This window comes from Streptomyces sp. NH27, from assembly GCF_056859195.1.
On sequence record NZ_JACEGK010000577.1, the window covers coordinates 1 to 4,818 of the forward strand.

Genomic DNA, 4,818 nt, shown 5'->3' on the forward strand with positions numbered 1-4,818 from the left:
GGCACCCCCGTCGGCGCCTGCGGCCCCGGCCGCCGGCCAGCGTCCCGGCGGCGCCACCCCCGGGCCGCGCCCGGCCCGTCCGGCTCCGGCCGGCGGTCAGCGCGACGCCGGTCAGCGGGACGGCGGTCAGCGTGATGGCGGTCAGCGTGATGGCGGTCAGCGTGACGGTGGCCGCCCCGGCGGCAACCGGCCCGCAGCCGGTCAGGGCGGCCAGGGCGGTGCCCGTCCCGGTGCCCCGCGCCCGGCCGGCCCGCGTCCCGGCAACAACCCGTTCACGTCCGGCTCCACCGGCATGCCGCGCCCCGGTGGCGCGTCGCGTCCCGGCGGCGGCCCGGGCGGTGCCCCGCGTCCCGCGGGTCCCGGCGGCGGCGCCCCGCGTCCCGGCGGCACCCCGCGTCCCGGCGGCGGTCAGGGCGGTCAGGGCGGCCCCGGCGGCTCCCGTCCGTCCCCGGGCGGTATGCCCCGCCCGCAGTCCTCGGGCCCGCGCCCGAACCCGGGCATGATGCCGCAGCGCCCCGCGCCCTCCACGGGTGGGCGTCCCGGCGGTCCCGGTGGGCGTCCCGGCGGCGGCCCCGGCGGCCGTCCCGGCGGTCCCGGTGGGCGTCCCGGTGGCGGCGGCTTCGCCGGCCGTCCGGCCGGTCCTGGTGGCGGCGGTCGTCCCGGTGGCGGCGGTGGCGGCTTCGGCGGTCCCCGTCCCGGCGGCGGTGCCCCCGGCGGCGGTGGCGGCTTCGGTCCGCGCCCCGGCGGCTTCGGCGGACGTCCGGGCGGCCCGGGTGGCCGTGGTGGAACGCAGGGTGCCTTCGGTCGCGGCCCTGGTGGCCGTCCGGCCCGAGGCCGTAAGAGCAAGCGCCAGCGGCGCCAGGAGTACGAGGCCATGCAGGCCCCGTCCGTGGGCGGTGTGCTGCTGCCCCGCGGCAACGGCCAGACCGTGCGCCTGTCGCGCGGTGCCTCGCTCACCGACTTCGCCGAGAAGATCAACGCCAACCCGGCGTCGCTCGTCCAGGTGATGTTGAACCTTGGCGAGATGGTCACCGCCACCCAGTCGGTGTCCGACTCCACGCTGGAGCTGCTCGCCAGCGAGATGAACTACGTGCTGGAGATCGTCAGCCCGGAGGAGGAGGACCGCGAGCTGCTCGAGTCGTTCTCCATCGAGTTCGGCGAGGACGAGGGCGGCGAGGACGCCCTGGTCTCCCGTCCGCCGGTGGTGACCGTCATGGGTCACGTCGACCACGGTAAGACCCGCCTGCTCGACGCGATCCGCAAGACCAACGTGGTCGCGGGCGAGGCCGGTGGCATCACCCAGCACATCGGTGCCTACCAGGTCGCCACCGAGGTCAACGGCGAAGAGCGCGCCATCACCTTCATCGACACCCCTGGCCACGAGGCGTTCACCGCCATGCGTGCCCGCGGTGCGAAGTCCACCGACATCGCGATCCTCGTGGTCGCGGCGAACGACGGTGTGATGCCGCAGACGATCGAGGCGCTCAACCACGCCAAGGCCGCGGACGTCCCGATCGTGGTCGCGGTCAACAAGATCGACGTCGAGGGCGCCGACCCGACGAAGGTGCGCGGCCAGCTCACCGAGTTCGGGCTGGTGGCCGAGGAGTACGGCGGCGACACCATGTTCGTCGACATCTCCGCCAAGCAGGGGCTGAACATCGACAGCCTGCTGGAGGCCGTGATCCTCACCGCCGACGCCTCACTCGACCTGCGGGCCAACCCGGAGCAGGACGCGCAGGGCATCGCGATCGAGGCGCACCTGGACAAGGGCCGCGGCGCCGTCGCGACCGTCCTGGTCCAGCGCGGCACCCTGCGGGTCGGCGACACGATGGTGGTCGGCGACGCGTACGGCCGGGTCCGGGCCATGCTCGACGACAAGGGCGACAACGTGGAGGAGGCGACCCCGTCGACTCCGGTGCTCGTCCTCGGTCTGACCAACGTGCCCGGCGCCGGCGACAACTTCCTGGTCGTCGACGAGGACCGCACCGCCCGGCAGATCGCCGAGAAGCGTGCCGCCCGCGAGCGCAACGTCCGCTTCGCCCGCAAGGGTGTGCGGTTCTCCCTGGAGAACCTGGACGAGGCCCTCAAGGCCGGCCTGGTGCAGGAACTCAACCTCATCATCAAGGGCGACGCGTCCGGATCGGTGGAGGCCCTGGAGTCCTCGCTGCTCCAGCTCGACGTCGGCGACGAGGTCGACATCCGCGTCCTGCACCGCGGTGTGGGTGCGGTCACGGAGTCGGACATCGACCTGGCGACCGGCTCCGACGCCATCGTGATCGGCTTCAACGTCCGCGCGGTCGGCCGTGCCGCGCAGATGGCCGAGCGCGAGGGTGTGGACGTCCGCTACTACTCGGTGATCTACCAGGCCATCGAGGAGATCGAGGCAGCGCTCAAGGGCATGCTGAAGCCCGAGTACGAGGAGGTGGAGCTCGGCACCGCCGAGATCCGCGAGGTCTTCCGCTCCTCCAAGCTCGGCAACATCGCCGGTGTGCTGGTGCGCTCCGGCGAGGTCCGGCGCAACACCAAGGCCCGCCTGCTGCGCGACGGCAAGGTCATCGCGGAGAGCCTCAACATCGAGGGCCTGCGCCGCTTCAAGGACGACGTCACCGAGATTCGTGAGGGTTACGAGGGCGGTATCAACCTCGGCAACTACAACGACATCAAGATCGACGACGTCATCGCCACCTACGAGATGCGGGAGAAGCCGCGCGGCTGATCCCACAGCTCGCCGGTAGCGGGCAGTACAAAGGTCCGGGGCCGGTCGCCGGCATAACAACCCCTGCGCGCGCCCCCGGCCGTGCCTGTACCGTTCATGGTCATGTATGTAGGCACGCTGTGCTTCGACCTGCTGCTCGGTGACGTACGGTCGCTGAAGGAGAAGAGGTCCGTGATCCGCCCGATCGTGGCCGAACTGCACCGCAAGTTCGCGGTGAGTGTGGCCGAGACCGGCGACCAGGACCTCTACCGCAGGGCCGAGATAGGGATTGCGACGGTGTCCGGCGACCTCGGGCACGTCAAGGACGTACTCGACCGGTGCGAGCGCTGGATGGTCGCCCGGCCGGAGGTGGATCTGCTGTCGACACGGCAGCGCATCCACAGCGACGGCGACGACTGACCGGATGACGGACCGAACGAACCGAGTGAAGAGAGAAGAACACGATGACCGACACCGCGCGGGCGCGAAAGCTTGCGGACCGCATCCGGGTCGTGGTCGCGGAGACCCTTCAGCGGCGGATCAAGGACCCGCGGCTGGGGTATGTGACGATCACCGACACCCGGGTCACCGGTGACCTGCGGGAGGCGACGGTCTTCTACACGGTCTACGGGGACGACGAGGAGCGCGCCGCCTCCGCCGCCGCCCTGGAGAGCGCGAAGGGCGTGCTGCGCACCGAGGTCGGCCGGCAGACCGGGGTGCGGTTCACCCCGAGCCTGGCGTTCGTCGCCGACGCGCTGCCCGACAACGCCCGCACCATCGACGACCTGCTGGCCAAGGCCCGCGCGGCCGACGAAGAGGTCCGCAAGACCGCCACCGACGCGCAGTACGCCGGCGAGGCGGACCCGTATCGCAAGCCGGCCGAGGAAGATGACGACCTCGACGACGAGGCCGACACCGCCGGCGGAACCGCCGGCGACGGCGCGGCCGCTGCGGACGACGAAGGACCGGCCACCGCGGCCGGCGACGAGGACGGTCGCACGCAGGCATGAGTCCCAGGAAGGAAGGCCCGTCGGGCTTGGTCGTCGTCGACAAGCCCGGCGGGCTCACCTCGCACGGCGTGGTGTCCCGGATGCGCCGGCTGGCCGGCACCCGGCGGGTCGGCCACGCAGGCACACTCGACCCGATGGCGACCGGTGTGCTGGTGATCGGCGTGGAGCGCGCCACCCGGCTGCTCGGCCATCTCGCGCTCACCGAGAAGGAGTACGCGGCCACCATCAGACTCGGCCAGTCCACGGTCACCGACGACGCCGAGGGCGACGTCACCGCCGAGGCGTCCGCCGCCGAGGTCACCCGGGCCGCCGTGGACGAAGGGGTCGCCGCGCTCACCGGGGCGATCCTCCAGGTGCCGTCCAAGGTCAGCGCCATCAAGGTCGACGGGGTGCGGTCCTACACCCGGGTGCGTGAGGGCGAGGAGTTCGAGCTGCCCGCCCGGCCGGTGACGGTCAGCGCCTTCACGGTGCGCGAGGCGCGGGTGCCCGACGGCGCGCCCGGCCTGCTGGACCTCGATGTCACCGTGACCTGCTCCTCCGGCACGTACATCCGCGCGCTCGCCCGCGATCTCGGCGCCGGTCTCGGTGTCGGCGGCCACCTCACGGCGCTGCGCCGCACCCGGGTCGGGCCGTACGACCTGACGGGGGCGCGCACGCTGGAGCAGCTGGAGGAGTCCTTCGAGGTGCTGCCGATCGAGCGGGCCGCCGCCGCGGCCTTCCCGCGTTGGGACGTCGACGTGGATCAGGCCCGTCTGCTCGGCAACGGGGTCAGGATCGGTACTCCGGCACTCGGTGCGGGCACCCATGCGGTCTTCGGGCCCGACGGCCGGTTCCTGGCCCTGGTCGAGGAGCAGCAGGGCCACGCGAAGATCGTGGCGGGCTTCGCCCGGTAGCGGCCGCAGGAGGTCGCCGTGGGGCGCTCGGACCGCGGTCCGAGCGCCCTTTTGCGGCTCCTGGGCGCCTGGCCGCGTGGCCGCCTGGCGCCGGCCGCGGTTCGTGGGCCTCCGGCGAACTCCGGCTGCTGCCCGGCCCGCCGGTCCGCGGTCCCGCTCGCCTTCTCCGCCGCTCGCCTTCCCCGCCGTGCGGCGGGATCGCCTGTCCCCTTGGCGACCC

General features: G+C 73.1%; 4 protein-coding genes. All 4 read left to right on the forward strand.

The window, feature by feature from the left end; all coding sequences use genetic code 11:
* The coding region (infB, locus tag AC13HU_RS32260; protein WP_483045527.1) for a translation initiation factor IF-2 at positions 1-2,716 on the forward strand (2,716 nt) is incomplete at its 5' end.
* Positions 2,717-2,818: 102 nt separating this feature from the next.
* Positions 2,819-3,115, forward strand: coding sequence for a DUF503 domain-containing protein (locus tag AC13HU_RS32265; RefSeq protein WP_483045528.1), 297 nt, complete (start codon positions 2,819-2,821; stop codon positions 3,113-3,115).
* A gap of 44 nt (positions 3,116-3,159) precedes the next feature.
* Positions 3,160-3,705 carry a 30S ribosome-binding factor RbfA gene (gene rbfA / locus AC13HU_RS32270; protein ID WP_483045529.1) on the forward strand — a complete coding sequence of 182 codons (546 nt, stop codon included), beginning with the start codon at positions 3,160-3,162 and terminating at the stop codon, positions 3,703-3,705.
* Entirely contained in the window at positions 3,702-4,598 is an 897-nt protein-coding gene (gene truB / locus AC13HU_RS32275) for a tRNA pseudouridine(55) synthase TruB (protein ID WP_483045530.1), read from the forward strand. The genes rbfA and truB overlap by 4 nt, the downstream gene beginning before the upstream one ends.
* The last annotated feature ends 220 nt before the right edge of the window (positions 4,599-4,818 follow it).